This is a genomic window from Leifsonia sp. Root1293 (genome assembly GCF_001425325.1).
GTDB lineage: Bacteria > Actinomycetota > Actinomycetes > Actinomycetales > Microbacteriaceae > Orlajensenia.
Genome location: NZ_LMEH01000001.1, coordinates 1,322,543 through 1,346,747, shown reverse-complemented (window position 1 = coordinate 1,346,747; position 24,205 = coordinate 1,322,543). Strand labels below are relative to the sequence as shown.

Genomic DNA, 24,205 nt, shown 5'->3' with positions numbered 1-24,205 from the left:
ACGCCGCACCCGTGAGTTGAGGAGACGCCTGGTGAGTCACGGCCCCCTGAGCATCCCGCTCGCCCGCCACCTGCTCGACCGCGATGCCGACGCCCGTTCCCGCGATGGACTGCTCGATTCGCTGCTGGCCGACCCGCTCACCAGGGTCATCGCCGTGCACAAGGCTCGGATCCTCCTCGCGGATCCGATGAACGGCTCGGCCGGTGCCGGTGCTCCGTCCCTCGCCCTGCTCGATCCCGATGCCGCCGTCGGTGCCGAGCAGTACCTCTACCTCGGTCGAGGCACCGAGGAGCCTCTCGTCGGTACTCCGCTCGTCGCAGCCATGGTCGGCGACGAGGTCGCCGGCCGGATCGAGCAGGACCCGGCTCGCTGGACGACCCTGCGCGCCGCTGCGCCGCTCCTCTCCGATGGGGATGCCGCGCTGTTCGCGGAGATCGTCTCCGTCGCCAACTGGCATGCGTCCCACGGCTTCTGTCCGCGCTGCGGAACAGCGACCATCCCGCAGCAGGCCGGCTGGGTGCGGCACTGCCCCAAGGACGACATCGACATCTTCCCGCGCACCGACCCGGCCGTCATCGTGCTGATCACGGACGCCGACGATCGCGTGCTGCTCGGCTCCAACGCCAACTGGACGCCAGGTCGCTACTCCCTGCTGGCTGGATTCGTCGAGCCCGGCGAGTCGCTCGAGCACGCCGTCATCCGTGAGATGAAGGAGGAGTCCGGCGTCGACGTCGTCGACCCGGTCTACCGCGGCTCGCAGCCCTGGCCGTTCCCGGCCTCGATCATGCTCGGATTCCATGCCCGCCTGTCCGAGGCACAGGACCCGGAGAGTCTGATGCCCGACGGAGTCGAGATCGTCGATCTGCGCTGGCTCACTCGGGAGCAGCTCGCCTCTCCGGGCAGCGGAGTGCTCCTGCCCGGTGCCGCGTCGATCGCACGCGCGCTGCTCGAGGACTGGTTCGGCGGGCCGATCCCCGACCACGAGGGCCGCTGGTGAGCCCTGACGACCTCCTCTCCGGACTCGACGCGCAGCAGCGGGTCGCAGCCGAGGCGCTCGTCGGTCCGGTCAGCATCCTGGCCGGCGCCGGAACCGGCAAGACCCGCGCCATCACGCATCGCATCGCCTACGGCGTCGCCACAGGCGCCTATGCGCCGAATCGGGTCATGGCGCTCACCTTCACGGCGCGCTCCGCCGCCGAACTGCGCGGACGACTCCGGATGCTCGGAGCCGGCGGTGTGTCGGCACGCACCTTCCACGCCGCGGCGCTCTCGCAGCTCGGCTTCTTCTGGCCCCAGGTCGTCGGCGGCACGGCCCCCGCCATCATCGACGCCAAGGCGCGCGTTCTCGCCCACGCTGCCGAGACCATTCATCTCAAGGTCGACACCGCCACCCTCCGCGACGCGGCGGGCGAGATCGAGTGGCGCAAGGTGAGCGGCCTCTCGATCGAGGAGTACGCGGCCGTCTCGCACACGAGGTCGCTGCCGGGCCAACTCGACCTGGAGCGCACGATCGCGCTGCAACAGGCCTACGAGGACCTGAAGGACGCCCGCAGGCAGGTCGACTTCGAGGACGTGTTGCTGGCCGTCGCGGGCATGATCGAGCAGGAGCCCGCCGTCGCCATGCAGGTGCGCGAGCAGTACCGCTTCTTCGTGGTCGACGAGTTCCAGGATGTCTCGCCATTGCAGTATCAGCTGCTGCGGCTCTGGCTCGGCGACAGGCGCGACCTGTGCGTCGTCGGCGACGCGAGCCAGACCATCTACTCCTTCGCCGGCGCGCGGTCGGAGTACCTCCTCGACTTCCCCAGCCGATTCCCCGACGCGACCGTCGTGCGCCTCGAGCAGAACTACAGGTCCGCCCCGCCCGTGATCGACACGGCGAACCGACTCATGCGTGGACGGCCCGGTGCTCTCACCCTCCTGCCGACGGTGGGAGAGGGAGCCGTGACGGGTCCAGAGGTCGCCGAGAGGAGCTTCCAGACCGACATGGGGGAGGCCCGCGGCGTCGCGCAGCGGGTGATCGAGCTGATCGACTCCGGCGCGAAGGCCGAGGACATCGCCGTGCTGTTCCGCGTGAACGTGCAGTCCGCGGCCCTCGAGCAGGCCTTCGTCGAAGCCGGACTCAGCTACCTCATCCGAGGCTCGAAGCGATTCTTCGACCTGCCTGAGGTCAAGCAGGCGGTTCTGGCGTTGCGGGCGGCATCCGTCTCCATCGTGGGGGAGCCGCTGTTCAAGTCCGTGAGCGACGTGCTGCGCTCGATCGGCTGGAGCCAGAGTCCGCCCGAGGCGCGAGGCGCCGTGCGCGACCGGTGGGAATCGCTTGACGCGATCATGGGCCTCGTCGACGTCGCGGCTCCGGGGACCACCTTCCGCGACTTCACGGACGAGCTGCTCGAACGCCAGCGTTCGCAGCACGAGCCGACGGTCTCGGCGGTCACGTTCGCCACCCTCCACTCGGCCAAGGGGCTCGAGTGGGATCACGTCTTCGTCGTCGGTCTCAGCGAGGGCCTCGTTCCCATCAGCTATGCGAAGTCGTTCGAGCAGATCGATGAGGAGCGCCGCCTGCTCTACGTCGGCATCACGCGAGCCCGCCGTTCGCTCATGCTGAGCTGGGCGCAGGTGGGTCAGCATCAGCGCGCACCCCGGGAACCGTCGAGATTCCTGTCAGAGCTCGGCACCCGCACTGCGAGTGCGGCGGGAGCATCCGGATCGAGTTCGCGCCGGTCCGCGCGTCGATGACGATGGCTGCACCGGCCAGCCCGGACTCTCCCGTGCGCAGCCAGCGATCGATCGCCGTGCCGGCGACGGCGGCGCCGAGCAGGCGGGCGACGGGCTCTTCGGCCGACGGCGCCCGATAGGCCAACTGCGTGGCGATGGCCTGCCATGCAGGGTCGGCGTCCTGACGGGCGAGATCGAGACAACACAAACACGGCGCCTCGGAGCCGGGCTGCACGAACGGGCCCACGGAGAGGGTCGTGTCGCCGAAGACCACCGCGAGGTGAGGGACATCGCGGCGCAGCCAGTGCCCGTAGCGCGCCGGCCGCACCACATGGTGGGCGACGAGCACGACGACATCGGGCGCGATCCGTTCCGTGGCGCCATCCGGCAGCTCATGGGGAAGCCCGTCGGTGCGGCGGATCGTATGCCCCAGGCCGTCGAGCATCTCCGCGATGGCGTCGGCCGTCTCGCCGCTCCCGTCGACGATGACGTCGCCCGTGCGAGGCGGAGCCAGCAGATCGCTGTCGAGGATCGCGGGGCCGAGCTGCGTCAGGATCGCATCGACCTGGGCAGGATCACCGCCCACGAGGGCGGCGACGACATCGAGGGTTCCCCGCGGCAAGCCGGCCTGCAATGCCGCGATGATGCGCTCATCGGAGGTCGTGACGCCATTGATGGTCGCGACGGGTTCGTCGACGCCGATCTGCAGGGTGTCCGGAGTGCGCCAGACCAGCGGGATGCGGGGGTCGAGTCGAAGCGACATCCCAGCAGTGTGCTCCGCTCGGCGCTGGCGCGTGCCGGATCGTCCACAGGGGCGGCCGTCGCGGACCGAGTCCGCGGCCGAAGCGTCTCCGGTTCCGCTACACCTGCGGTTCGCTCGGCCTCTCGGGTCCGTCGTTGCGGAGCAGGTCCTCCAGGGCCTGGTCGATGTCGTCGAGAGCAGGCTCGCCGCCCTCCGCCGTCTGCGTGAGCCTCGTGACGAGACCCATCGGGTCGTCGAGGTCCTCCGACGTCGGCAGGATGTCGGGGTGGGCCCACAGCGCGTCGCGGGCTTCGCCGCCGACGGCATCCGTCACGGCCTGCCACATGGCTGCGGCCTCCCGGAGTCGACGCGGGCGCAGCTCCAGTCCGACGAGCGTGGAGAACGCGGATTCGGCCGGACCGCCCGAGGCGCGACGGCGGCGCACCATCTCGGCGATCGCTGCGGACTTGGGCAGACGGGAGGTCGCCGCCGCCGTCACGACATCGACCCAGCCCTCGACCAGTGCGAGCATGGTCTCGAGGCGGGCGAGCGCGGCCAGCTGGACATCGGTCTTGGGCGGGATGAGCGAGCCGTTGGTGAGGGCGTCGCGCAACTGTTCGGGACTCGAGGGGTCGAAACGCTCCGCGAGATCCTGCAGCTGTTCGTTGTCGATGCGCAGGCCGCGCGAGAACTCCGTGATCGAGCTGATCATGTGCAGGCGCAGCCAGCGTGCGTGCCGGAACAGGCGGGCGTGGGCGAGCTCGCGCACTGCGAGGTAGATCTGCACCTGGTCGTCCTCGACGTCGAGGCCCTCGCCGAAACCGGCGACGTTCTGCGGCAGGAGCGCGGCCTCTCCGTCGCCGAGCAGGGGGATTCCGACGTCGCCGCCCGAGACGACCTCGCTGGCGAGCTGTCCGACGACCTGGCCGAGCTGCATCGCGAACATGGTTCCGCCGATGGAGCGCATCAGGGAGCCGGCGTTGGCGACCATGCTCCGCATCTCCTCGGGAGCCTGTTCCGACAGAGCGCGGGTCAGCGCATCCGCGATGCTGGAGGCGACGGGTTCAGCCAGCTGGGTCCAGACCGGCATGGTCTTCGTGACCCACTGCTTGCGGGTGATGAGCTGGGGTGTGTCGGAGAGCTCGCTGACCGAGACGACCTCGTCGAGCCACAGGGACGCGATGTGGAAGGCCGCGTCGAGCTGGGCGCGCTGCTCATCGGTCGGGAAGAGCTGGGTCGCCGCAGCGCGGTCTTCTCCAGCCTTGAGCGCGATGCTCCAGTCGATGCCCTCGGACGAGTTGCGGAGGGCCCCCTGCAGCTGGCTCATCAGTGCTGCGATGGAGGCGGGGTCGTTCGGCAGACCCGCTGCACCGGCGAGCTGGCTCGGATCGAAGCCCGACCCGCCCGCCAGGAACTGCTGCAGCATGTCGCGCAGTTCGTCCTCGGATCCGGGTTCGTCGTCCCGTTCGGGGTTCTCGGCCACTTCAGGCACCTCTCAGTCGCGTATCCCTACGCTATCCCCGGAACCTTGGTAACTTGTCGGGAAATGCGTCCGCAGGCGGGCCCGGGAGTCCGCCCGTCGCGAACAGCGAGCGCGGGGTCGTACTGATGAAGGGAACCCGTTGTCACTGTTCACGGATGCCGCGACCGACGACGGCGCTCGCCCACCGCGGCGATCGCGGCCGGGCTGGATCATCCTCGGGATCGCCCTCGTCGCCGTCATCGTTCTCGGCGCCATGCCGGCGCCGTACGTGATCGATCTTCCCGGGCCGGTCTACAACACCCTCGGCACGGCGGAGCACGATGGCGAGCAGGTGCCGCTGATCAGCATCCCCAGCGAGAAGACCTACGAGACGAAGGGATCGCTCGACCTGCTCACGGTCTCCCAGAAGGGCAACCGCGAGCAGCAGCCCGGTTGGTTCGAGGTCGCGACGTCGTGGTTCGACCCGACCCGCGCTGTGCTCCCGATCGATGCCGTGTTCCCGGCGGACGTCAGCAACGACCAGATCCAGGAGCAGAGCCAGGCCATGATGGTCGACTCCCAGCAGGACGCCATCGCCGCGGCCCTCGTCGAGCTCGGCTACGACTTCCCGCGCGAGGTCACCGTCGCCGGGATCTCGAAGGACTCTCCGGCAGAGGGCGTGCTCGAGGAGGGCGACGTCATCGTCGCCCTGAACGGAACCGAGGTGCACGACACCCAGGCGCTCCGTGACGCCGTCGCGGAGAACGGCACCGACAAGGCGGCGACGGTCGACTACGAGCGCGACGGCGTCGCCGCCTCAGCCGAGATCACCCCGACAGATGCCGACGGGACCGCGCTGATCGGCGTGGGCGTGCGCATGAACTACGAGTTCCCGTTCGACGTCGACATCCAACTCGACAACGTCGGCGGGCCCAGTGCCGGTCAGATGTTCGCCCTCGGGATCATCGACAAGCTCACTCCCGGACTGCTCAACGGAGGAGAGAACGTCGCGGGAACCGGCACCATCGACTCGGCAGGCACCATCGGAGCCATCGGCGGCATCCGGCAGAAGCTCTTCGGTGCCAAGGATGCGGGTGCCGACTGGTTCCTCGCACCGGCATCGAACTGCAACGAGGTCGTCGGGCACATCCCGGACGGGCTCACCGTGTTCAGTGTGAAGACCCTCGATGACTCGATGGCCGTTCTCGAGACCATCGCGAATGGTGGCGACACCAGCGCATTGCCCTCGTGTTCCAGTGGAGCCTGAGTATCGGCTGGGCATTCGTCGTGAGGCCTGAACCTCAGGGAAACGTTATCTGGCAATGCCTAGGATGATTCCTTGAAGCAGTTCACCAGACGAGCATTGAGGCATCCTTCGTGACATCAGCCAGTTCCGACCCCTCCGATCGGCGCAGACGGGCACCCCTCGTCATCACGATCGTGATCGTCGCCGCCCTCGTGGTGGCGTTCTTCGTGTTCGCGGGCGTGTACGCCGACGTGCTGTGGTTCGACGACCTCGGCTTCCTGTCCGTGCTCACCACCCAGTGGTTCGCCGGGGCGTCGATGTTCCTCATCGGATTCTTCGCCATGGCCATCCCGGTGTGGGTGGCCATCCAGGTCGCCTATCGCTCCCGCCCCGTGTACGCGAAGCTCAATTCCCAGCTCGACCGCTACCAGCAGGTCATCGAGCCGCTGCGTCGCCTCGCCATGTGGGGCATCCCGGTGCTGCTCGGCCTGTTCGCCGGCGTCTCGGCGTCCTCGCGCTGGGAGCTCACCGCACTCTGGCTGAACCGCACCCCGACGGGAACCACCGACCCGCAGTTCAACCTCGACATCTCGTTCTACCTGTTCGACCTCCCGTTCTTCCACGCCGTGCTGGGCTTCGCCTCGGCCGTCGTGCTGCTCGCGCTCCTGCTCGGTGTCGCCACGAGCTACCTCTACGGCGCCATCAGGGTCAGCGGCCGTGAGGTGCTCATCGCCAAGGCCGCGCGCATCCAGATCGCCGTGACCGCCGGCCTGTACCTGCTGCTGCAGGCAGTCAGCGTCTGGCTCGACCGATACACCACGCTCACCGATGCCAACGCGAACATCACGGGTGCGGCATACACCGACGTGCATGCCACGATCCCCGGCCGCGCCATCCTGGCCGGTGCCGCCCTGTTCGTCGCCATCCTGTTCTTCGTCACGGCCTTCATCGGCCGCTGGCGCCTGCCGCTGGTCGGCACGGCGCTGCTCATCGTGACGGCGCTCATCGCCGGATCCCTCTACCCGTGGATCACCCAGCGCTTCACCGTCGACCCGAGCGAGAAGACGCTGGAGGAGCCGTACATCCAGCGCAACATCGACCTCACCCGGCAGGCGTTCGGTGTCGACTCCGTCGAGGAGATCCCGTACAACGCGACGACGGATGCCGAGCCGGGCGCTCTGCGCTCCGACGCCGAGACCACGGCCAGCATCCGAATCCTCGACCCGGCCATCGTCAGCGACACCTTCTCGCAGCTCGAGCAGTTCCGGCAGTATTACCAGTTCCCCAAGGAGCTGAACGTCGACCGCTACACGATCGACGGCAAGAGCCAGGACACCGTCGTGGCAGTACGCGACCTGAACCTCGCCGGCCTCGACGACGCCCAGACCTGGGTCAACTCCTCGCTGGTCTACACGCACGGCTACGGCCTCGTCGCCGCCTACGGAAACCAGCGCTCGGCCGACGGCCAGCCGGTGTTCCTCGAGTCGGGCATCCCGACCTCCGGCGACCTGGGCGACTTCGAGCCGCGCATCTACTTCGGCACCAACTCGCCGACGTACTCCATCGTGGGTGCGCCGAAGGGCGGCAAGCCTGTCGAGCTCGACTACCCGTCCGGTGATCAGGGTGCCGACCAGAAGTACAACACCTTCGACGGCGATGGCGGACCGAAGCTCGACAACGTCTTCAAGAAGCTGGTCTACGCCCTCAAGTTCCAGTCCGAGCAGATCTTCCTGTCCGACTCGGTGACCACGAGCTCGCAGATCCTGTACGAGCGCGACCCCAAGTCCCGCGTGCAGAAGGTCGCCCCGTACCTCACGCTCGATTCCGAGACCTACCCCACAGTCGTCGACGGACGCATCGTCTGGGTGGTCGACGGCTACACCACGAGCGAGAACTACCCGTACTCGACCAAGCTCAGCATGAGCGACGCCATCGCTGACACCGAGACGCCGACGCCGACCTTCGCGATCGACAACGTGAACTACATCCGCAACTCGGTGAAGGCCACTGTCGACGCCTATGACGGCAAGGTGACACTCTATGCGTGGGACGACGCCGATCCGCTGCTGCAGAGCTGGCAGAAGATCTACCCGTCGACCATCAAGCCGCTCTCGGCCATGTCCGGCGCGCTCATGAGTCACGTGCGCTACCCGTCCGACCTGTTCAAGCTGCAGCGCGCCACCCTCGGCCGCTACCACGTGACCGACGCGTCGTCGTTCTACTCGAGGAACGACGCCTGGGTCGTTCCGGACGACCCGACGGCCGCGGAAGCATCGAACACCCTTCAGCCGCCGTACTACCTGACGATGCAGATGCCCGGTCAGGACGCGCCGTCGTACTCGCTGTACTCGACATTCATCCCGGAGTCGAAGGGATCGGTCAGCCGCAACGTCCTCACGGGCTACCTCGCTGTGGACTCCGATGCCGGAGCCGACAAGGGCACCAAGGCCGCCAGCTACGGAAAGCTCAGGCTCCTGACGCTGCCCAAGGACGACACCGTGCCCGGCCCGGGACAGGTGCAGGCCAACTTCGACGCCGACACCAGCGTCTCGCAGCAGTTGAACCTGCTGCGCCAGGGCCAGACCACAGTGCTGAACGGCAACCTGCTCACCCTGCCGGTCGGTGGCGGTTTGCTCTACGTGCAGCCGGTCTACGTCAAGTCGAAGGGTGGCGACGGCTACCCGCTGCTCCAGAAGGTGCTCGTGGCCTTCGGCGACAAGATCGCCTTCCAGGACACCCTCGACGAGTCGCTCGACGTGCTCTTCGGTGGAGACTCCGGAGCATCCGCCGGCGACCAGGGATCGGAGACTCCGGGGGAGACTCCGACCGATCCCGGTACCGGGACCGACACCGACCCAGACACGACGCCGACCACGGGCGACCCCGCGACGGATGCGCAGCTCAAGGACCTGTCGAACCAGGCGAAGCAGCAGCTGAAGGACAAGCAGGACGCCCTCTCCGCAGGCGACTGGGCAGCATATGGCGTTGCCGACGCCGCACTCGCCCAGACCGTCGGCAAGATGATCGCCCTGCTGAACGGCTGACCGACGGAGGACTGATGGTCGACCTGCGCGACGGGGAGTGGCTCGACGACAACCGGGCGAACTGGAACGAGCGGGTGCCCGTGCACCTGGCCAGCGAGTTCTACGATTCGAGTGCGCTGCGAGCTGGTGGCAGCGTGCTCGATCCGATCGTGGCCGCCGAGATCGCCGAGCTGTTCCCCGACGGCCTCGACGGCAAGCGGGTGCTGCACCTGCAGTGCCATTTCGGGTCCGACTCGCTCTCGCTCGTGAACCTCGGTGCCACCGTCGTCGGCCTCGACTTCTCCCGCCCGGCAGTGCAGGAGGCGAGACGCATGGCCGCCGAGCTCGGTGTCACGGAGCGAGCGCGGTTCATCGAGGCGAACGTCTACGACGCCAGGCACATCCTTCCCGAGCCGGAGTCGTTCGATCTGGTCTTCACCACGTGGGGCACGATCGGCTGGCTTCCGGATGTCGCGGAGTGGGCGCGCATCGTGTCGTGGTTCGTCAAGCCCGGAGGGCGGTTCTACTTCGCCGACGGGCATCCGACCGCCTTCGTCTTCGATGGCGACTCAGGTGCGGACGGCATGCCGTCGTTCGCCTATCCGTACGTGAGCGACGAACCCGACATCATCGATGACCCCGGCGACTACGCCGACGACGAGGCAGTGCTCGAGAACGCACGCACGTGGGAGTGGATGCATCCGCTCGGCGAGGTGATGGCGTCGCTTCGCGAGGCCGGCTTGCGCATCGACATGTTCCGGGAGCACCTGCAGGTGCCGTGGCGCATGTTCCCCGTGCTGGTCGAGAAGGAGTCCGGCATGTTCGGGTGGGCCGATCAGCAGTGGCTGCCGCTGGCGTACTCGCTCGTGGCCGCGAATCCTGCTCCAACGGATCGCTGACCTCTGCCGCCGGTCTGCACCCGGACTGCTCGCTGAGGCCCGGACGCGGTCCGCGGCCGAAGCGCGTCCTCCGGTGCTCGATTCGTCGTCTGCGCGAAGCCGTGATAGGTTATTCCTTGTGCCGCGGGGTGGAGCAGTTCGGTAGCTCGCTGGGCTCATAACCCAGAGGTCGCAGGTTCAAATCCTGTCCCCGCAACAGTAAGGCCCCGGATCCGCAAGGATCCGGGGCCTTTTTTCGACTGCGCCGCGGGTGCCGGCGGGCGGTGGGGTGCGCACGAAGCGCACCCCACCGCCGTCACGGAACGACGATGTTGAAGCCGGGGTCGCCCGGGTCGAGCACACCCGTCAGCGTCGACAGGATCGACGCGTCGCCCTCGATCGTGAGTCCCTCGCTGGAGGTGTCTCCTCCGGCCATGGCCAGGAACCGCTGCTTCGTGAGTGTGAGGTGCAGCGGAGCGTCGCCGGAGGGCTCACGCTCGACGTAGATGAACACGCCGTTCCGCAGGGTGAGATGGAAGCTCCGCCCGAGGTCGCTGAACGTGATGTCGAACGCGAGATCGAGGTCCCAGGCCTTCGGTCCGTCGATGGTGATGGCGATGGCGTCGAAGGCCTGCTCCGGAGTGAGCTGGGCGACGATGGCCGGCGCGCTGGTGGAGACCGGTGTGCCGAAGCTGCCTTCGCGGAGCTCGGTGGCACCCGAGAGGAAGAAGTTGCGCCAGGTGCCGTTCTCGGATCCGTAGCCGAGCTGTTCCAGAGTGTCGGCGTACAGGCCCTTGGCCTGATCGTTGTCTGGCTCGGCGAACACGGCGTGGTCGAGCAGCGTTGCGGCCCAGCGGAAGTCTCCGGTGTCGTATGCAGCCTGAGCGAGTTCGACGACGCGGTCGGTGCCTCCGATGGCGGCGACGTACCGTTCGGCGAGAGGCTTCGGCGGGTGCGGCCAGAGCCGCGCCGGGTTGCCGTCGAACCAGCCCATGTAGCGCTGGTAGATGGCCTTGACGTTGTGGGAGACGGAGCCGTAGTAGCCATGCGTGCTCCAGTTCGCCTCGAGCGCCGGAGGCAGCTGGATGACCTCGGCGATCTCGGCGCCGTTCAGACCCTGGTTCAGCATCCGCAGTGTCTGATCGTGCAGGTAGCCGTAGAGGTCGCGCTGGATGCCGAGGAATGCCGTCACCTCGTCCTGTCCCCAGGTCGGCCAGTGGTGCGATGCGAAGACCACGTCGACCCTGTCGCCGAATCGTTCGATGGCCTCGGTGAGGTACTGGGACCACACGTGCGGGTCGCGCACCACTGCACCGCGAAGCGTGAGCAGGTTGTGCAGGGTGTGGGTCGCGTTCTCCGCCATGCAGAGCGCGCGGTAGCGGGGAATGTAGAAGTGCATCTCCGACGGAGCTTCGGTACCCGGAGCCATCTGGAACTCGAACTCGACGCCGTCGAAGGTGTGCTTCTCTCCCGTCGCAGCGACGAGGAGGGTGGGAACGATGATTCCGGGCTGGCCCGTCGAGGTGGTCTGGCCGAGGCCGGCGCCCACCTGGCCCTGGGGCCCGCGGGCCAGGGCGGCCCCGTACATGTATCCGGCGCGCCGGGACATCGCCGTGCCCGCGTAGACGTTCTCCGCGATGGCGTGCTCGAGGTAGCCCTCGGGGGCGACGACGGGCACTGCGCCGGAGTCGACCTCTGCCTGCGAGATCATTCCGAACACTCCGCCGAAGTGGTCGATGTGGCTGTGGGTGTGGATCATGGCCACGATGGGGCGGTCGCCCCTGTGCTTCCGGTAGAGGCCGAGAGCGGCCGCCGCCGTCTCCTTGGCGATGAGCGGGTCGACGACGATCACGCCGGTGTCTCCCTCGATGAACGAGACGACAGACAGGTCGAGTCCGCGCACCTGGTAGAGGCCTTCGACGACCTCGTACAGACCATGCTTGGAGACCAGCTTCGACTGACGCCACAGGCTCGGGTTGACCGAGGTCGGGGCGTCTCCGTCGACGAAGTCGTACGTCGACGCATCCCAGACCACGTCGCCTGCCTCATTGCGGATCGCCGGGTCGTCGAGGGTGCCGAGAAAACCCCGGTCGGCGTTGTCGAAATCGACAGTGTCGCCCAAGGGGAGGCTGCTCGAGAGCGCCTCGTGGGCGGACTCGATCGACGGTGCCGGATCGTTCTGCTGCATTTCTTGACTTCCCTTGCTCGGTGTCAGCTGACTTCTTCCGACACTTCCGCACCCCGGTCGCCGCGTCAACAGTTCCGAGTGGTCGAGTGGGCGTCCGTCTTTGACGTAAACTGGATCTCGCAGGTTGACCGCTCCGGCGGTCGGTGACGCGGGGTGGAGCAGTTCGGTAGCTCGCTGGGCTCATAACCCAGAGGTCGCAGGTTCAAATCCTGTCCCCGCAACAGATGAGTCCCTCGGGTCCGCCAGGATCCGGGGGACTTCTTCGTTCCATCGGCTGGTCCCCCCGACATACGCTTGCTCCATGACCGTGCTTCGTGACGACGCTTTCGAGGCCGTCCTCGGCGAGATCGAAGCGGATCCGGCCAACCTCGAGCTGACCGCACGCGGCTGGAGACCTCTCTTCACGGGTTCGCGGTCGTCGCGGGTCGTGATCATGAGCCAGGCGCCAGGTCGGATCGCGCAGGAGTCCGGCATCCCGTTCAACGACGCGAGCGGCCAACGCCTCACGCGATGGCTCGGCGTCGACCACGCGCAGCTGATCGATCCGCGGCTCTTCGCCATCGTGCCCATGGACTTCTACTATCCGGGCAAGGCTCCGTCGGGAGACCTGCCCCCGCGCCGGGGCATCGCGGAGAGGTGGCATCCGCGCATCCTGGACCTGATCGCGGATGCACCCCTGACGGTGCTGGTCGGCTCGTACGCCCAGCGTCACGTCCTCGGCAGTGACCGCCGGGCCACCCTCACCGAGACCGTCCAGGACTGGCGCGCTTTCGCCCCCGCACGAATCCCGATCGTGCACCCGTCTCCGCTGAACACCGGGTGGCTGGTACGCAATCCGTGGTTCGAGTCCGAGCTCGTGCCCGATCTGCAGGCGAGGGTGGCCGACGCGCTCGCGCTTCCCGCGTCGACTCGACCTGAGGCGTGACCCCTTTTCGCGTCGGTTACGGCCGGTTGGCGGGTGAGCGCTGCTCACTCTCAATAGAGTGGGACATGTCGAACGGAGTTCCAGATGACCGACGCGCCCTACCGCGTTCTCGTTATCGAAGATGACGAGGACGTTGCGCTCTTCACCCGCACCGTGCTCGAGAAGCGTGCTGGATGCGACGTTCGGGTGCTCTACTCGGGTATCGGCGCCATCGATGTGGTGCGCGAGTTCAGGCCGGACGTGCTGGTCACCGACGTCGAACTCCCCGGCGCCAGCGGTCTCGACATCCTCGAGCAGGCGCGCGCCGTCGACCCATCGCTCCCCGTCATCGTGATGACGGCGCACGCCTCCGTCGACTACGCGGTGCGAGCTCTCCGCGACCGGGCCGACGAGTTCCTCACCAAGCCGGTGCCGAGCACCGTCCTCGTCGACACCGTCAACCGTCTCGGCGCACGGTCGCGCCATGCGGCGGCGGCTCGGCAGAAGCGCACTGTGCTCGCGATCGGGGCCCACCCCGATGATGTCGAGATCGGTGTCGGGGGAGTGCTCGCCGCCCACGCCGCTGCTGGCGACCCGATCGTCATCCTCACACTCTCCCGCGGCGCACGCGGAGGCGCAGCAGACGACCGCCAGCACGAGTCGCTGGCATCGGCCGAGATCCTCGGAGCGCGGCTCTTCATGGAAGACCTCGAAGACACCCGCATCCCGAACTCCGATCCGACCGTCGGCATCATCGAGCGTGTGGTCGCCGAGGTGTCGCCGGGCATCGTCTACACGCACACGAAGAACGAACGGCACCAGGATCACCGGTCCGTGCACGAGGCGGCCCTCATCGCCACTCGCAAGGTCCCGACCGTCGCGTGCTTCCAGTCACCGTCATCGACCATCGAGTTCCGGCCCAGCCGCTTCGTCACCATCGACGGCCATACCGACACGAAGCTCGCCCTTCTGCGGGCGTTCGCGTCGCAGGCCGGCATCCGCGACTATCTCGAGCCCGACTTCGTTCTCGCCACCGCCCGCTACTGGTCGCGCTTCGGCACCGGCCGCTACAGCGAGCCGCTCGAGATCATCCGTGACAGCGCCGCGATCGGCGCTCCGTCATCAATCGACACCTCGGCCGGCGCAGTGGCGTCGAGTCCGAGAGCAGGGGAGGAAATGTGACCGTCTCACGAGTGCTCGTGACTGGAGCCGGAGGACCGGCGGGAGTGGCGGTCATCCGTTCGCTGCTGAAGCGGGACGACCTCGAGGTCTTCGCCGCCGACATGGATGGCTGGGCGAGTGCGCTCTACCTCGTTCCGGCCGAGCGGCGTCGCATCATCCCCGCAGGCCTCGCGCCGGAGTTCGTCGATGCCATCATCGCGCTCGTCGCCGATGACGGGATCGACGTGATCGTCTCCACCGTGGACGCCGAGCTTCCCGGCCTCGCCGACAGGCGCGCCGAACTGGGCGCCGAGCTCGCCGCACCATCGGCGGAAGCACTGCACACGACCCTCGACAAGTGGCTGCTCATGCAGGCCGTCGAGGGGAAGGCGCGCATCCCGCACACGGAGCTGCTCACCCAGGAGGGGGCGGAGTACGACTGGGTCTTCCCCGTGATCGTCAAGCCGCGCAGCGGTGCCGGGTCTCGCGGTGTGCACCTCGTGCACACGCGCGCGGAGCTCGAGGCTGCAGCCGGCGACACCACCCAGATCATCCAGGAGAACCTGCCGGGCGACGAGTTCTCGGTCGACGTCATCCTCGGTGCCGACGGCCACGTCATCTCGGCCGTGCCACGCCTCCGCGCCCGCGTCGACTCGGGCGTCGCCGTGGCGGGACGCACTGTGCACCGCGCGGAGCTCGAGGACACCGCGGCCGCGTGCGCGAGTGCTGCCGGCCTCGTCGGCGTCGCCAACGTGCAGCTGCGCTACGCCACCGATGGCACCCCCGCCCTGCTCGAGATCAACCCGCGCTTCTCGGGTTCGATGCCGCTCACCGTCGCCGCCGGCGTCGACATGCCCTCCTTGGCCGTCGACCTCGCTCTGGGACGTGAACTGCCGCAGACCGTGCCGTTCCAGGAGATCGCGGTCACGCGGTTCCTCGAGGACATCTTCCTTCCGGTCGACGAGATCATCGCATCGTCATGAGTGCAGCAGCGCATCCGGAGTTGAACGGCGACTGGCACGTGCACTCGCAGTTCTCCGACGATGCGACGAGCACCATGGCGGAGAACATCCGCGTGGCTGTGGAGCGCGGTGTCCGCCACCTGCGCCTCATCGACCACGTGAGGGTGAGCACCACCTGGGTGCCGGAGTTCCTCGCCGCCATCGCGCTCGAACGACGCTCGCTCCCGGACTCGCTCACCCTGCACACCGGCGTCGAGGCGAAGATCCTCGATTCGTCAGGGGCGCTCGACATTCCCTCCGACCTCGTGATCGGGGTCGGCGGGGTCGATGGCATCGTCATCGCCGATCACCAGTTCCCGGGGCAGGATGGCCCGTGGACACCCGAGCGCACGCGTGCAGAGCTCGCTTCCGGGCTCTCGACGACCGATGCGCTGGCCACCCTCGTGCACGCCACCATCGGCGCCATGAAGCTGGCTCCCGGAGGCCAGCTGGCACATCCGTTCTCTATCCTCCCGAAGATCGGCCTCGGCGAGGACGACCTCGACGGCGACCTGCTCGCGGAGTGGGCGGATGCCGCAGCAGCGACGGGCACGAGCATCGAGGTCAACGAGAAGTGGGCCTGCCCCGGCGCGCGTGTGATCCGGGCGGCCCGCGCCGCCGGTGCGAGGGTCGTCGCTGCGACCGACAGCCACGTCGCCGAGGATGTCGGACGCTACGACCGCGTCATCGCGCTGCTGGATGCAGCGGCGGGGGAGAGCGTATGACCGCCGGAGACTGGGCGAACCTGTTCGAGACGATCCTCGTCGTGGTGCTCGTGATCTTCGTCGCGCTCGGCATCGTGCCGGTGCTCATGATGGCCTACCAGTTCCTGCTCATCCCCTTCCACGCCTTCCGCAACCACTACGGAAAGGCGGCGCCCTACCTGCCCAACGTCGCGGTGATCGTTCCAGCCTGGAACGAGGGCGCCGTGATCGGAGCGTCGATCGACAGGCTCATGGCCTTGGAGTATCCCGAGGGCCGCCTGCGCATCTACGTCGTCGACGATGCATCGACGGATGACACCCCCGACGTCGTCAAGGCGAAAGAACTGCAGTACCCCGACGCCGTCTTCCACCTGCGTCGTGAGGTCGGCGGTGAGGGCAAGGCCCACACGCTGAACCACGGCATCCGTCACGTGCTCTCCGAGGACTGGATGGAGGCGCTGCTCATCATGGACGCCGACGTGATCTACCTGCCGGATTCGCTCCGGCGCATGACACGGCACCTCGCCGACCCGGATGTCGGCGCCGTCACGGCGTACATCCGCGAGGGCAGCACCGAGAAGAACTTCCTCAACCGCTTCATCGCCTTCGAGTACGTCCTCTCGCAGATCGGCAGCCGGCGAGCGCAGAACGTGCTCGGTGCGCTGGCCTGCCTGGCCGGCGGCGCCCAGTTGCACTCGAGGTTCAACCTCGTCGACATCGGCGGCGCGATCGACACCAGTTCGCTGGCCGAGGACACCGTCACCACGTTCAAGACCCAGCTGGCCGGTCGGCGTGTCGTCTTCGAGCCCTACGCCGTGGTTCTCGCCGAGGAGCCGCTGGCCATCGCCGCTCTCTGGAAGCAGCGCCTGCGTTGGGCCCGGGGCAACGTCCAGCTCACCAAGCGCTACAAGGACGTCTGGTTCCGGCCATCGCGCAAGCACAATCTCGGCAGCATCTCCTTCGGCCTGTTCTGGTTCAGCGTGTTCCTGCTGCCGGTGCTGATGATCCTCTCGTCGATCGGGCTGATCGGTCTCCTGCTGCTGGAATCGAACCTGGCCTCCGAGGTGTTCCGCATCCTGTGGGTCACGGCGGCGTGCACCTACATCTACACGATGCTTCTGGCGTCGCAACTCGACCCGGTGACCGGACGCTCGAGCTGGCGCGAGGCGATCCTGTTCCCCGGCCTCATCTCGATCGTGATCATGATCTCGGCCCTGCTGCCCGGGTTCTTCGAGGTGGTGGTTCCCGCGTGGTTCGGCTTCCACTTCACCGAGTCCGGAATCTTCCTCTGGACCCTGTTCACCTACATCTGGATTTCGGTGTCGATGCTCGGGGCGTGGCTGACCAAGGTGGTCGACGGGACTCGCGCTGGACGGTGGCTCAGCCCTCTGCTGACATACGTCGTCGGCTACGGGCCCATCCTCTGCGCTGTAACCTTCGATTCGTACATCAAGGAGGCTCGCGGAGCCGCCATGGTGTGGGACAAGACCGAGAAGACTGGACGGGTGATGGGATGAGCGAGCTCGGTGAGCGCGCCCTGCAGCGCGAGATCGACGACAACAGGCGCTCCGAGCGACGCCTCATTCCGCAGGCGCTGCTGGCACTGCTGATCGTGGTGGGCGTCGTCATCATCCGCCAGGTGTACTTCCAGTGAGGGCCGACGACCCGACATCGCCGTACCGGGTTCTGATCGTCGATGACAGCGACGATCAGCGCGAGCTGCTCGGCAAGCACTTCACGAAGGCCGGATGCATCGTCGAACTCACCGAGTCCGGCGAAGCCGGCCTCGAGGTGGTGCTCGACTTCGCGCCCGACATCATCGTCATCGACCTGCTGCTGCCCGGCGCCGACGGCTGGAAGATCACCACGCGGATGCGGGAGCTCGCCCCCCGGGCCGCCATCGTCATCTCCTCCGTGCTGGACGCCCACGACTACCCGGTGGCCGACGCGGTGCTGCCGAAGCCGTTCACCGGCGTTCAGGTGCGGGCCGTCCTCGACCGTCTCCGCGAGGAGCACCGTGTCGACGACTGAGACCAGGGCGCTGCGCACACTCGTCGCAGACGACGATTCCGACATCCGCTCGCTCATGGAGATCACCGCGATCATGGCCGGACTCGACGTCGTCGCGGTCGTGGGTGACGGACGAGCGGCGCTCGAAGTGATCGAACGGGGCGGCGTCGACCTCGCGATCCTCGACGTGTCGATGCCCGAGATGAGCGGCCTGGAGGTTCTCGCCAGCATCCGGTCGTCCCGACCGAGGACGGAACCGCGCGTCGTCATCGTCTCCGCCAGCGTCGATGCCGCGTCGCTCGCAGCCGGGCTGGAGTCCGGTGCCGACGACTACGTGACCAAGCCGTTCAGCCCGCGCAGGTTCGCGGAGCGACTGCGCGAGCTGATCGGGGAGTGGGAAGCATGACGACACCCACGTGGATCGGCCGTCTCGTCGGAGATTCGCCGACACCGGGACTCAAGCAGATCCCGGCCGTTGCCGGGCTCGCGCTCGCCCTGCTGGCCATCCTCTTCGCACCGCGCGCCGGCATGACTGATCCGCCCTGGGCATGGCTCGGCATCCTCGTCGTGGTCCTGGCCACGATCGCGGCCTTCCTCCTGCCGTGGCGACGCATTCCCCATGTCTGGACCCTGGCCCTCCCTCTCGCGACCATGCTGGGCTTCGGATTCTTCCGCGTCGGTACCGGAGGAGCATCCTCCCTCTTCGGGGCGCTCATCATCCTTCCGGTCGTCTGGATCGCCACCGAGGAGGGCCGGCGCTACATCGCCATCGCCGCCATCTCCGCCTGCGTGACGCTCCAGATGCCGTACCTCCTGGGCGAGGCGTCCTGGACCGACGGGCTGGTGCTTCGGGGCTTCTTCTCGCCCTTCGTGTACCTCATCTTCGCCGCGATCCTCAACGATCTCGCTCACCGGTCGCGGCTTCAGATCGCCTCGCTGAGCTCCCTCGCAGAGCAGCGCGCGAGCCTGCTCGCCGAAGCCGAGCAGCAGGCGCGCGACCTCGAGGCCAGCGAGGCCAGGTTGCGCGAATCGGAGCAGTTCAACCGCAGCATCTGGGAGGCGGTCGTCGCCGAGTCGGTCATCGCCGTCGACCTGCGGGGCGAGGTCGTCGCCTGGAACCCCGGGGCCGTGCGGATGCTGGGGTACACGGCCGAGGAGACCGAGGGCAAGCGCTACATCGTCGACTTCATCGACGCCGAGCAGCTGATCGAGCGCACAGCGGAGTTCGACTCAACGATCGATCCCATCCACGACCACGAGCATTTCGTCGAGCTGATCACCGCGGCCCGCGAGGGCTACGGCGACAACGCCGAGTGGACCTACGTGCACGCCGACGGCACGAACATTCCCGTGCAGCTGTCTGCGTCGCCGCGGATCGACCTGACGGGCCAGGTCGTCGGGTTCATCTTCATCGGCACGGACCTGACCCAGGCGCGCGAGGTCAACAAGCTCAAGGACGAGTTCGTCGGCATGATCTCGCACGAGCTGCGCACACCGCTCAGCTCCATCCTGGGATACCTCGAGCTCATCCGGGACGAGGCGGAGGAACCTCTCACGCCTGAGCAGCTCGCCTACCTGTCCGTGGCCGAGCGCAACGCGAACCGTCTCCTCTCCCTGGTGGGCGACCTGCTGTTCACGGCGCAGGTCGAGGCGGGCAAGTTCCCGCTGGAGCGCCAGTCGGTCGAGCTCGGCGAGATCGTCGCAGCAGCCGTCGAGTCGGGACGACCGGCCGCCGAGCGCAACGGCGTGAACCTCGTGGCCGAACTCCCGGACCACCTCGTTGTCGTGGATGGCGATCCGACGCGTCTCGCGCAGGCCTGCGACAACCTCATCTCCAACGCTCTCAAGTTCACTGGGCGCGGCGGATCGGTCACGGTCTCGCTGACCGAGTCCGAGAGCGAGGCCGTGATCGCCGTGCAGGACACGGGGATGGGCATCCCGGCTGCTGAGATCGACAGGCTCTTCACCCGATTCTTCCGCTCCTCCACGGCGATGCGGCAGGCAGTGCAGGGTGTGGGTCTCGGGCTCAGCATCACCAAGGCCATCGTCACGGCGCACCACGGCCTCATGGGGGTCTCGAGCGTCGAGAACGAGGGAACCACCTTCACGATCGCGCTGCCGCGGCCCCGGAGAGCCGGCCGGATTGGCGAGATCGGCGAGAATGAGATGAACGAGGAGACGACTGCGTGAGCGAGACAACCATCAGGCGCAACGACGAGGGCGGCCGCTACGAGCTCTCCATCGACGGCGAGATCGCGGGCTACGCCGACTTCCGGCAGCAGCCCGGCTCGATCATCGTGACCCACACCCAGACTCTGCGCGACTTCAAGGGTCACGGCGTCGCCACGAGGCTCACCGAGTGGATGCTCGCCGACGCCCGCGACCGAGGCGAGCGCGTCGTGCCGAAGTGCCCGTTCCTCGTGGAGTACCTGGAGACGCACCACCAGTTCGACGACATCATCGATCGAGGCTGACGGATGCCGCCTCTCGACGAGACCAACGACGAACTCGGTGTCGCCGTTGCGCAGTTCGCGCCGGGAGACGACGCCGACTCCAACCTCGAAGAGATGAGCAGGCTCGCCGCCCTCGCGGCATCCCGAGGCGCTCGACTCGTCGTCTTCCCCGAGTACTCGGCCTTCTTCAGGGCGGAACTCGACCAGGACATGGTCGACGCTGCCGAGCCGCTCGATGGCGAGTTCGTGCGCGCTCTGGGCGATCTCGCGGCTTCGCTCGACATCCACATCGTGGCCGGCGTGCTCGAGCAGACGACGGATGCCGCGCGCTTCTCGAACACTCTCGTCGCGCTGAACCCGCGCGGTGAGCTGGTGGCCACGTACCGCAAGCAGCACCTCTACGACGCGTTCGGCCAGACCGAGTCTGACCGGGTCGTGCCGGGAGCCATCGGCGACCCGGAGACCTTCGTGGTGGGCGATATCCGTGTCGGGATGCAGACCTGCTACGACATCCGGTTCCCCGAAGTCTCCCGGCGGCTCGTCGACGCCGGAGCCGACCTCGTGCTCGTTCCGGCCGAATGGGTGCGCGGACCGCTCAAGGAGCACCACTGGCGCACCCTCGCCACGGCGCGGGCCATCGAGAACACCGTCTATCTCGCCGCCGCCGATCACGCGCCGCCGGTGGGTGTCGGCACCAGCTTCGTGATCGACCCCATGGGAGTCGAACTCGCCACGATCGGCGAGACGACGGATGTTGCAGTCGCCTGGGTCAGCGCCGATCGCATCGCGGCCGTGCGCCGCACCAACCCGGCACTCGCGCTTCGACGCTATGCGGTCGTTCCGCGCTGAGGCATCTGGGGCGCCGAGGGTCCGGCTCGTCCAGACGCTCAGCTGCTCAGTCGCCTGAGCCCCGCGACGGCCTGCTCGAGCACGCTCGTGCGCTTGCAGTAGGCGAAGCGCACCAGCGAGGGGTACTCCGAGCGCCGACTCTCGTGAACGAAGGCGGTGATCGGAATGCCGACGACCCCGGCGAGGGTGGGGAGCGAGCGGCAGAACTCGACGGCGTCCGGATGCCCGAGCGGGGCGGCATCCGCCACGATGAAGTAGCCCGCCTGCGGGAGCGAGACCGTGAATCCGGCATCCGTCAGCCCCGACGACAGCAGGTCGCGCTTCGCTCGCAGAGTGTCGGCAGCCGCGATGAAGAAGCTCTCGGGGAGGCCGAGCCCCACGGCGATCGCCGGCTGGAACGGCGCACCGTTGACGTAGGTGAGGTACTGCTTGACCGCGAGCACGGCTGTGACGAGTTCGGGCGGAGCCGTGAGCCAGCCGATCTTCCACCCCGTCGTGCTGAACGTCTTGCCTCCGGAGGAGATGCTGATAGTGCGCTCCCGGCCTCCGGGCAGAGTCGCGATCGGGATGTGCGCGGCCTCGAACACGAGATGCTCGTAGACCTCGTCGGTCACGATGATGGCGTCGTGCCGGTGCGCGAGCTCGACGATCGTCTGCAGCACGTCGACGCCGAACACCGACCCGGTCGGGTTGTGAGGCGTGTTGACGATGATGAGGCGGGTGCGGCCCGAGATCGCTGAGTGCAGCTCGTCGAGGTCGGGCTGGAAGTGCGGCGCCCGCAGCGGGACTGTGCGATGAACGCCCTGCGCGAGGGAGATGATCGCTCCGTACGAGTCGTAGAACGGCTCGAAGGTGACGACTTCGTCGCCTGCCTCGACCAGCGCGAGGATGGTGGCCGCGAGAGCCTCGGTGGCTCCCGCCGTCACCAGCACCTCGCGCTCCGGGTCGAGGATGATGCCGCGAAACCTCAGCTGATGCGCTGCTATGGCCTCACGCAGGACGGGCATGCCGCGGCCGGGCGGATACTGGTTGACGCCGGAAGCGATGGCGTCGCGTGCTGCGGCGAGCACCTCGGCCGGGCCGTCCTCGTCGGGGAAGCCCTGGCCCAGGTTGATCGCACCGGTGCGGGTGGCCAGCGCGCTCATCTCGGCGAAGATCGTGGCCGCGATGCTGCCGTCGGGCGCGAGCAGACCCGCTCCGCGTGCTGCGCGTTGCCAGGGAGCGTCGGCCGTCATCGGTCTCCTCGTTCTCACGTCGGTGTTCGGAGTCATTGCGCCGTACATCGGGTCGGCGGATGCTCCTCTCGTCCACGGTAGGCGACGACGGGGGCTCCTGTGGACTTCTCTCGCGACGGGCCGCGCGAATGGCCTACCGTGACTGCATGCGCGCCGCATCGCACCGCTCGACTGCCGTAGGTGCGCTGCTGCTCGCGGCGAGCCTCTCGGCCGTCGTGCTCACCGGATGTGCTGCCTCGCCGAGACCACTTCCCTCCGCCAGCAGTACCCCGGCGCCCACCCCGGTCTTCGCGTCCGATGAGGAGGCGCTCGCGGCGGCGGAGAAGGCGTATGCGGCGTACGTCGACGTACAGAACGACGTGTGGTCGGACGGTGGTGAGGGTTTCGATCGCTACGAATCGGTCGCGAGCAGATCTGCACTCGAGACCGCAATAGCCGACGCTCAAGAGATCATGAACGCGGGTGTACGTACAGAAGGCGAGAACACATTCGTAGTCGACGCCATGCAGTCAGTCGACTATTCGAGCGATGAAGTCGAAATCGTTCTCTATGTCTGCAATGACGCGTCGGCGGTGCGAGCGATTGATGAAGACGGCGTCGAAGTTGGAAACCCCGACGGAGCCGAGATTACTCCCTGGCAGATAGCAGTCTCGGGTCCGAGTACATTGCTGAAGATCTCTGAGCGGACTTTCTGGACCGGGGACAATTTCTGCGAATGAAAATGCTACGTCTGATTAGCGTCCTGTTTGTGCACACGGCGTTCGCCGGTTTGCTCTTCGGGGTTTCAATGAGCGGATCCTGCAGCGATCTTGCCCTTGTTCTGCACGAGTGCACGCCGTCAGCATCCGGCTCCATCGGAGACGACAGCGTCGACCTCACCGCGCACGGCGAGAGCGGCAGCGATGGCGAGGGTGGTGGTTCAGACAGTGACGGTGGTGGGGCCGGGGGCGGCGATGCCTCACCTCCGCCCGACCTGATCATCAACCCGGCTGTGGGTGACGACGGCGTCGACGTGAGCCTGCGCACGCTCACGGGTGGTGACGGCGACGGCGGTGCGGTCACCTGCGGTGCCGTCGTCGACTGCAACCCGCAGGAGCCGACTCCGCCGACGGTCGTCACCCTCGATGACATCGCCTCCTTCCGCCCGACCACACCGTCTCAGGCAATGGAGCCCGACGGATGGGCCGTCGTCGGCCTTCCAGCCAACTTCTTCACTGCGGCCGAGACCGAGGTCGAAGCGGGCACCCTGCTCGGCTTCGCGGCTCGCGTGCGCTTCACGCCCGTCGGCTACGGCTGGTCGTCGAGCGATGGCGCAGTGGCGACGAGCGGCACCGGCGGTGCGAGTTGGGCGCAGCTCGGCGTGCCGGAGTTCACGGCGACGCCCACGAGCCTCACTTTCACGACGACGGGGCGCATCACCGTCAGGGCATCCGTCGAGTATGCGGCCGAATTCAGCTTCGCCGGCCAGCCGTGGCGCCCCATCGCCGGTACGCTGACAGTGTCGGCGAACGACATCATCGTCACGGCGGCGCAGGCCGAGACCGTGCTCGTCGCTCGGGATTGCGTTCGGAATCCGTCGGGTCCGGGCTGCTGACGACGAGAGGCCGTGCGTCATAGGGAACTCTTATGCGCGG

The 24,205-nt window shown here is 67.6% G+C and carries 21 protein-coding genes, 2 tRNA genes and 1 pseudogene; 20 read left to right on the top strand and 4 right to left on the bottom strand.

Going from position 1 to position 24,205, the window contains the following annotated elements; genetic code table 11:
• Nucleotides 1-31: 31 nt before the first annotated feature.
• Together nudC and ASC59_RS06285 are read left to right on the top strand one after the other, a co-directional pair.
• Nucleotides 32-997: an NAD(+) diphosphatase gene (nudC, locus tag ASC59_RS06290; RefSeq protein WP_055819687.1), complete on the top strand. Its 966-nt coding sequence runs from the start codon at nt 32-34 to the stop codon at nt 995-997.
• Nucleotides 991-2,736, top strand: a complete 1,746-nt coding sequence (locus tag ASC59_RS06285) for an ATP-dependent helicase (protein WP_442915093.1) — start codon at nt 991-993, stop codon at nt 2,734-2,736. The genes nudC and ASC59_RS06285 overlap by 7 nt, the downstream gene beginning before the upstream one ends.
• Here the strand turns inward: ASC59_RS06285 and ASC59_RS17585 are convergent.
• A pseudogene (locus tag ASC59_RS17585) lies at nt 2,726-3,160 on the bottom strand (hypothetical protein); the annotation flags it as partial. The gene ASC59_RS06285 and the pseudogene ASC59_RS17585 overlap by 11 nt on opposite strands.
• A gap of 415 nt (nt 3,161-3,575) precedes the next feature.
• The gene (locus tag ASC59_RS06280) at nt 3,576-4,940 is read right to left on the bottom strand and encodes a zinc-dependent metalloprotease (RefSeq protein WP_055819682.1); all 1,365 of its coding nucleotides are present in this window, start codon (nt 4,938-4,940) and stop codon (nt 3,576-3,578) included.
• 139 nt (nt 4,941-5,079) lie between these two features.
• Here ASC59_RS06280 and ASC59_RS06275 point away from each other — a divergent pair, with 139 nt between their 5' ends.
• The 4 genes from ASC59_RS06275 (at nt 5,080) to ASC59_RS06260 (ending at nt 10,283) form a co-directional block, all read left to right on the top strand.
• Nucleotides 5,080-6,186: a YlbL family protein gene (locus tag ASC59_RS06275; protein WP_055819679.1), complete on the top strand. Its 1,107-nt coding sequence runs from the start codon at nt 5,080-5,082 to the stop codon at nt 6,184-6,186.
• 110 nt (nt 6,187-6,296) lie between these two features.
• Nucleotides 6,297-9,209, top strand: a complete 2,913-nt coding sequence (locus ASC59_RS06270; protein ID WP_055819676.1) for a UPF0182 family membrane protein — start codon at nt 6,297-6,299, stop codon at nt 9,207-9,209.
• A gap of 14 nt (nt 9,210-9,223) precedes the next feature.
• Nucleotides 9,224-10,087, top strand: coding sequence for a class I SAM-dependent methyltransferase (locus ASC59_RS06265; RefSeq protein WP_055819673.1), 864 nt, complete (start codon nt 9,224-9,226; stop codon nt 10,085-10,087).
• 122 nt (nt 10,088-10,209) lie between these two features.
• Nucleotides 10,210-10,283 (top strand) — tRNA-Met (locus tag ASC59_RS06260).
• Nucleotides 10,284-10,382: 99 nt separating this feature from the next.
• Here ASC59_RS06260 and ASC59_RS06255 read toward each other — a convergent pair.
• Complete coding sequence (locus ASC59_RS06255; RefSeq protein ID WP_055819670.1) at nt 10,383-12,254, bottom strand: alkyl/aryl-sulfatase; 1,872 nt, start codon at nt 12,252-12,254, stop codon at nt 10,383-10,385.
• 147 nt (nt 12,255-12,401) lie between these two features.
• Between ASC59_RS06255 and ASC59_RS06250 the strand changes: the two genes are divergently transcribed.
• From ASC59_RS06250 to ASC59_RS06200, 12 genes are all read left to right on the top strand, one after another.
• A tRNA-Met gene (locus ASC59_RS06250) sits at nt 12,402-12,475 on the top strand.
• An 80-nt stretch (nt 12,476-12,555) separates the two neighbouring features.
• On the top strand, nt 12,556-13,179 hold the full coding sequence (locus ASC59_RS06245; protein ID WP_055819667.1) for a uracil-DNA glycosylase family protein: 624 nt from the start codon (nt 12,556-12,558) through the stop codon (nt 13,177-13,179).
• Nucleotides 13,180-13,263: 84 nt separating this feature from the next.
• Nucleotides 13,264-14,340: a response regulator gene (locus ASC59_RS06240; protein ID WP_055819664.1), complete on the top strand. Its 1,077-nt coding sequence runs from the start codon at nt 13,264-13,266 to the stop codon at nt 14,338-14,340.
• The gene (locus tag ASC59_RS06235; RefSeq protein ID WP_055819661.1) at nt 14,337-15,302 is read left to right on the top strand and encodes an ATP-grasp domain-containing protein; all 966 of its coding nucleotides are present in this window, start codon (nt 14,337-14,339) and stop codon (nt 15,300-15,302) included. The genes ASC59_RS06240 and ASC59_RS06235 overlap by 4 nt, the downstream gene beginning before the upstream one ends.
• Nucleotides 15,299-16,045, top strand: coding sequence for a PHP domain-containing protein (locus tag ASC59_RS06230; RefSeq protein WP_055819658.1), 747 nt, complete (start codon nt 15,299-15,301; stop codon nt 16,043-16,045). The genes ASC59_RS06235 and ASC59_RS06230 overlap by 4 nt, the downstream gene beginning before the upstream one ends.
• Nucleotides 16,042-17,541 (top strand): glycosyltransferase family 2 protein, encoded by a 1,500-nt coding sequence (locus ASC59_RS06225; RefSeq protein WP_055819656.1) that lies wholly within the window; start codon nt 16,042-16,044, stop codon nt 17,539-17,541. The genes ASC59_RS06230 and ASC59_RS06225 overlap by 4 nt, the downstream gene beginning before the upstream one ends.
• Nucleotides 17,538-17,678, top strand: coding sequence for a hypothetical protein (locus tag ASC59_RS17465; protein ID WP_200942345.1), 141 nt, complete (start codon nt 17,538-17,540; stop codon nt 17,676-17,678). The genes ASC59_RS06225 and ASC59_RS17465 overlap by 4 nt, the downstream gene beginning before the upstream one ends.
• Entirely contained in the window at nt 17,675-18,055 is a 381-nt protein-coding gene (locus ASC59_RS06220; protein ID WP_055819653.1) for a response regulator, read from the top strand. The genes ASC59_RS17465 and ASC59_RS06220 overlap by 4 nt, the downstream gene beginning before the upstream one ends.
• Nucleotides 18,042-18,440 carry a response regulator gene (locus ASC59_RS06215; protein ID WP_055819650.1) on the top strand — a complete coding sequence of 133 codons (399 nt, stop codon included), beginning with the start codon at nt 18,042-18,044 and terminating at the stop codon, nt 18,438-18,440. The genes ASC59_RS06220 and ASC59_RS06215 overlap by 14 nt, the downstream gene beginning before the upstream one ends.
• On the top strand, nt 18,437-20,224 hold the full coding sequence (locus ASC59_RS06210) for an ATP-binding protein (RefSeq protein WP_082513432.1): 1,788 nt from the start codon (nt 18,437-18,439) through the stop codon (nt 20,222-20,224). Before ASC59_RS06215 ends, ASC59_RS06210 begins: the two co-directional genes overlap by 4 nt.
• The gene (locus ASC59_RS06205) at nt 20,221-20,508 is read left to right on the top strand and encodes a GNAT family N-acetyltransferase (RefSeq protein WP_055819647.1); all 288 of its coding nucleotides are present in this window, start codon (nt 20,221-20,223) and stop codon (nt 20,506-20,508) included. Before ASC59_RS06210 ends, ASC59_RS06205 begins: the two co-directional genes overlap by 4 nt.
• A 3-nt stretch (nt 20,509-20,511) precedes the next feature.
• The gene (locus tag ASC59_RS06200; RefSeq protein WP_055819645.1) at nt 20,512-21,336 is read left to right on the top strand and encodes a carbon-nitrogen hydrolase family protein; all 825 of its coding nucleotides are present in this window, start codon (nt 20,512-20,514) and stop codon (nt 21,334-21,336) included.
• 38 nt (nt 21,337-21,374) lie between these two features.
• Here ASC59_RS06200 and ASC59_RS06195 read toward each other — a convergent pair whose 3' ends face one another.
• Nucleotides 21,375-22,571: an aminotransferase class I/II-fold pyridoxal phosphate-dependent enzyme gene (locus ASC59_RS06195; RefSeq protein WP_055819643.1), complete on the bottom strand. Its 1,197-nt coding sequence runs from the start codon at nt 22,569-22,571 to the stop codon at nt 21,375-21,377.
• Between the two features lie 146 nt (nt 22,572-22,717).
• Between ASC59_RS06195 and ASC59_RS06190 the strand changes: the two genes are divergently transcribed.
• Both ASC59_RS06190 and ASC59_RS06185 read left to right on the top strand, forming a co-directional pair.
• Nucleotides 22,718-23,290, top strand: coding sequence for a hypothetical protein (locus ASC59_RS06190; RefSeq protein WP_157487934.1), 573 nt, complete (start codon nt 22,718-22,720; stop codon nt 23,288-23,290).
• 68 nt (nt 23,291-23,358) lie between these two features.
• Entirely contained in the window at nt 23,359-24,165 is an 807-nt protein-coding gene (locus tag ASC59_RS06185; RefSeq protein WP_157487933.1) for a hypothetical protein, read from the top strand.
• The last annotated feature ends 40 nt before the right edge of the window (nt 24,166-24,205 follow it).